Raw genomic sequence first — 5063 nt, 5'->3', positions numbered from 1 at the left:
CGAACTTGGACTTTTGTCATAACTGGCCCCTTTAAAAACGCAAACGCGCATTACTGATGTGAATGCGCGGATACTCGGCTCCCATTTTATGCTGGTGGAGGCGCTTGGTGCAAGTTTTGCAAACTTTTATGCACGGATCTGTTTCACTTCACCGCCAAATTGGCGCAAAAAGTGAGGAAATGCTTGCATTCCAAGATAAGTCGACGTACATAGCGCCAGTTCGTTTGGCCGGGGGCTGAACGGAGGGTCGATTTGTTTATTCAGATCGAATGATATCAGGAACGGTATCGGCCTCCCGTGTTCCCGCTCTTTGTGAAATTCTTTTGGACGCCTTTTGTGGGTTTCCAAATTGGCTTTGCGCCGGCGGATGAACAGACACGTAACACAAACAAAGGCGATTTATATGCCACTATATGAGCATATCTACATGGCTCGTCAGGACGTTTCGACTGCACAAGTTGAAGAACTGACTAAGACATTGAGTGAAATGATCACTTCAAACGGCGGTACAATCGGCAAGACAGAATATTGGGGTCTTAAGTCCCTGACATTCCGTATCCGCAAGAACCGTAAAGCGCACTACACATTGCTTAACATTGAAGCGCCTGCTGCTGCAGTTGCTGAGATGGAGCGCCAAATGCGCATCAACGAAGACATCCTTCGTTTCATGACTGTTCGTGTAGACACACACGAAGAAGGTCCTTCTGCAATGATGCAAAAACGTGACGACCGCGGTGATCGCGGTGAACGTCGCGGTCCACGTCGCTTCTAAGGAGATTTAAAAGATGGCTATTCGTGATCTAACAACCTCTCAAGCACGTCGTCCGTTCCAACGTCGTCGCAAAACTTGCCCATTCTCTGGCGCGAACGCTCCAAAGATTGACTATAAAGATGTTCGCTTGTTGGGACGTTATGTTTCAGAGCGCGGCAAAATTGTCCCAAGCCGTATCACTGCTGTTTCTGCAAAGAAACAACGTGAATTGGCCCGCGCGATCAAACGTTCGCGTTTCCTTGGTCTTTTGCCATACGTGGTAAGCTAAGCCCAGATTGGGCGTTGGGGCTTAGTCCCCTAACCGTTTCAGATTGAAGCGGGACAGCAATGGAGAAATAAAATGAAAGTTATCCTTCTTGAGCGTGTTGGTCGCCTTGGCACCATCGGCGATGAAGTATCTGTAAAAGACGGCTTTGCGCGTAACTTCTTGTTGCCACAAGGTAAAGCACTTCGCGCAAACAATGCGAACCGTGCTCGTTTTGAATCAGAGCGTGACCAAATTGAGCAACGCAACGCAGAACGTCGCGACAACGCGATGGCAGTTGCTGAAGCTGTAAACGGCCGCAAAATCACAATGATCCGTCAAGCTGGCGAAACTGGGGTTCTTTACGGATCTGTTTCATCACGTGACATTTCAGATGCTTTGATTGCCGAAAACATCCAAGTGGCTAAATCACAAGTTGATTTGAGCTTGCCGATCAAAAACGTTGGTTTGCACAATGTTGTTTTGAATTTGCATGCTGAAGTTGATTCATCGATCACTGTAAACGTTGCTCGTTCTGCTGATGAAGCTGAACGTCAAGCAGCTGGTGAAGACATGACTGTTGTTTCTTACGAGGACGATGCACCTGTTGCTGAAGTTGTTGAAGAAGAAGCAGACGCAGAAGCTGGTGAAGAAGCCGCTGCTGAGGCTGACGAAGCAACAGAAGAAGAAGCAACAGCGTAAGCTTTACTTTTTCCTTTGAGTTCAGAAGGCCGGGTTCGCCCGGCCTTTTTTGTTTGATGCAGTTTTTCCCCACTAATCACAACCTATCTGGCTCGAATCGAATACAATCGATAGTGAGCATTTGTTTTGCTTGTGCGTAAGCAGTTGATGGTCAACAGTGGGTCGTGATTGGAGGCGGAAATGGAAGCGGTTCAGCAGTTACATCCTGAAGAGGCAGAATATCGTCTTGCTCCCCACAATGTGGAAGCCGAGCAAGCGCTTTTGGGCGCGATTTTGGTAAATAACGAAGCGTTTGACCGTGTTTCTGACTTTTTGCTGCCCGAACACTTCTACGAACAAGTCCACGCTGACGTTTACCAGGTACTGTCCAAAATCATTCGCACTGGCAAACGGGCGACACCGATTACCGCAAAGACATTTTTGCCGGACGAGTTTACGGGCGACATGTCGATGTCTCAGTATCTGGCCCGGTTGGCCGCTGAAGCCACGACCGTTCTGAACGCCTCAGACTATGCTCAAACAATCTACGACCTCGCCATCCGGCGCAAACTGATCGAGGTTGGCGACAATCTATCCAACGAAGCCTATACCGCCGACGTGGATATGCCCCCCAACAAGCAAATTGAAGACGCGGAGAAAGCGCTTTTCGAGTTGGCCGAAAAGGGGCGCTATGATGGCGGCTTTGTCAATTTTGATACAGCACTGCGCGACGCGGTAAATTTGGCGGGCGAAGCGTTTAAACGCGACGGCGGCCTTTCTGGTATTTCAACCGGATTGAGCGATATGGATCGCGTGATGGGCGGTTTGCAAAAGTCAGATTTGATTATTCTTGCGGCACGGCCTGCGATGGGCAAGACCTCGCTTGTGACCAACATCGCCTTTAACATCGCCAAAGCGTACGAGCCGCAAACGATGCCCGACGGGCAAATCAAGGCCAAGAATGGCGGCGTGGTGGGCTTTTTCTCGCTGGAGATGTCATCCGAACAGCTCGCAACCCGTATTTTGGCCGAACAAGCTGAGATTTCTTCTTCGGACATTCGTCGGGGTACTATTCACGAGAGCCAGTTCTCTAAATTGGTGGAAGCCAGCCAAGAAATGGCAAAGGCACCGCTCTATATTGACGATACTGGTGGCTTAGCGATCTCGCAGTTGGCGGCCCGTGCGCGTCGGCTAAAACGGCAAAAAGGCCTCGATTTGATGATCGTTGACTATTTGCAGCTGCTTTCAGGTTCTTCAAAGAACGCGGGCAACAGGGTGCAAGAACTAACCGAGATTACCACGAGCTTGAAAGCTCTGGCCAAAGAGCTAGAAGTGCCTGTGATCGCGCTCTCTCAGTTGTCTCGTCAAGTTGAATCACGCGATGACAAACGACCACAGCTAGCGGATTTGAGGGAATCAGGTTCTATTGAGCAAGATGCGGACGTGGTGCTGTTCATCTATCGTGAAGAATATTATTTGAAGAACAAGATGCCCAAAGAAAACACGCCAGAGTTTTTTACTTGGCAAGCAGAAATGGAACAAGTTGCGGGACGTGCGGAAGTAATTATTTCCAAACAGCGTCACGGACCGACCGGCACTGTTCAATTGCACTTTAACGCCAACATCACACGTTTTGGCAATTTGGCGCGGGAAGACTATCTCCCAGAACAGTTGGACTAATGGATCAGTTGGCGGCAATCAGTTCCGGGCACTTGCGAATTGACCTTGATGCGATCGGTCGCAATTGGTCAGCGCTTGATAAAATATCCCCGGGCACCCTCACCGGTGCCGTGGTGAAAGCCAATGCTTATGGCCTTGGTTTGGAACCTGTCGCCAAAGCGCTTTCCCGCGCGGGGGCACAATTCTTTTTTGTCGCCAACCCTGAAGAAGGCTTGATGCTGCGCAAGGCATTGCCCAACGCGCATATCTTTGTTCTTGGCGGATTATGGCCCGGCGCTTCAGATCTTTATGCAGCACAGCGGCTCATGCCAATCCTACATTCCATGGGAATGCTGGATGAATGGCTAAATTTTTGCGTTCAGCAAGGCGAGGCATATCCAGCAGCGTTGAATTTTGACACTGGCATGAACCGAACTGGCTTTCGCATGAGCGACGTCAATTGGGTTCGCCAACAAATGCAGCGTTCTGGTTATCAACCTCAAGTTATTATGAGCCACCTTTGCTGTGCGGACGTTCAAAATCACGAAAAGAACCGCACCCAATTGGCGCTGTTCCACTCTATAATGGCCCATTTTCCGGACACGCCTGCTTCTTTAGCCAATTCGGCGGGATTGATGGCAAACAAAGCCAATCATTTCCAATTGGTGCGCCCTGGCATTGCCCTTTATGGTGGCCGCGCGATTTCTGGCCGCAAGAACCCAATGTCCCCAGTGGTGAGTTTGCATGTGCCGATTTTGCAGGTTCGTGACGGAAAGACGGGCGAAACGGTCGGCTATGGCGCAGAATATACTTTGCAGCGGGATAGCCGCATCGCAATCATATCCCTTGGCTATGCGGATGGATTTTTGCGCTCTGCAAGCAGTTCAAACTCTCGTCAGGGTGCAAAATTGGCCATCAATGGCCATTTGGTGCCCGTTCTTGGCAAAGTGTCGATGGATTTGGTTGCCGTAGACGTAACCGGATTTGGACTTAATGGCCCGGTGCCTGGTGAGATGGTTGAGGTGCTTGGCCCAACGGTTTCTGTCGATGATTTGGCGGACGCCGCCGGCACCATTGGCTATGAAATTCTAACAGGCCTGAAAGGGCGCTATCACCGCACCTACTTTGGCAGCGAGATCGAATAGAAATGTCCAAATCACGCACGCAATATGTTTGCCAGGCTTGTGGCAATGTCACCGGCAAATGGGCTGGACGTTGCGAAAGCTGCAGCGAGTGGAATTCCATTGTTGAAGAGCAAACCAACTCAGGTGTTGGCAGTGGCCCTAAATCTGCGGTTGCCTCTGGTCGTCCGGTCGAGCTGGTTGCGCTTTCTGGGTCCAGCGAAGATGCCAAGCGCGTTTGCACCAAAATCGCCGAACTTGACCGGGTAACCGGCGGTGGATTTGTTGTTGGCTCTGCCATTTTGGTTGGTGGCGAACCGGGGATCGGCAAATCAACAATTCTATTGCAAGCCGCTGCAGCCCTTGCCGACCAGGGTTTGAATGTTGTCTATTTTTCAGGTGAGGAAGCCATTGCCCAAGTGCGATTGCGTGCATCTCGTTTGGGCGTCAACAATTCGCCCGTACAGCTGGCCAGCGAAACCCACGTCGAGACCATTCTGGCGACACTTGAAGCTGCGGGCAAACCAGATCTTGTGATTATTGGCTCTATCCAAACCCTTTGGACCGAGCGGATTGACAGCGCGCC

At 50.5% G+C, this 5063-nt stretch carries 6 protein-coding genes; all 6 read left to right on the top strand.

Annotation, left to right across the window (positions count from 1 at the left end):
* The first annotated feature begins 403 nt into the window (after positions 1-403).
* Entirely contained in the window at positions 404-772 is a 369-nt protein-coding gene (gene rpsF, locus Q0231_RS12340) for a 30S ribosomal protein S6 (protein WP_269392124.1), read from the top strand.
* A gap of 19 nt (positions 773-791) precedes the next feature.
* A complete protein-coding gene (gene rpsR, locus Q0231_RS12335; RefSeq protein WP_269392811.1) occupies positions 792-1040 on the top strand; it encodes a 30S ribosomal protein S18 in 249 nt (82 codons plus the stop codon).
* Between the two features lie 72 nt (positions 1041-1112).
* Positions 1113-1718, top strand: a complete 606-nt coding sequence (rplI, locus tag Q0231_RS12330; RefSeq protein WP_269392125.1) for a 50S ribosomal protein L9 — start codon at positions 1113-1115, stop codon at positions 1716-1718.
* 180 nt (positions 1719-1898) lie between these two features.
* On the top strand, positions 1899-3377 hold the full coding sequence (locus tag Q0231_RS12325) for a replicative DNA helicase (protein WP_269392126.1): 1479 nt from the start codon (positions 1899-1901) through the stop codon (positions 3375-3377).
* Positions 3377-4501 carry an alanine racemase gene (gene alr, locus Q0231_RS12320; RefSeq protein WP_299347873.1) on the top strand — a complete coding sequence of 375 codons (1125 nt, stop codon included), beginning with the start codon at positions 3377-3379 and terminating at the stop codon, positions 4499-4501. The genes Q0231_RS12325 and alr overlap by 1 nt, the downstream gene beginning before the upstream one ends.
* A gap of 2 nt (positions 4502-4503) precedes the next feature.
* Positions 4504-5063, top strand: a 560-nt coding sequence (locus Q0231_RS12315; protein ID WP_299347872.1) for an ATPase domain-containing protein, incomplete at its 3' end; no start/stop codon positions are given.

The sequence above is a fragment of the uncultured Maritalea sp. genome, from assembly GCF_937139385.1.
GTDB classification, from domain to species: domain Bacteria; phylum Pseudomonadota; class Alphaproteobacteria; order Rhizobiales; family Devosiaceae; genus Maritalea; species Maritalea porphyrae_A.
The sequence above is the reverse complement of the archived record's forward strand: the minus strand, read 5'-3'. Positions and strand labels throughout refer to the sequence as shown.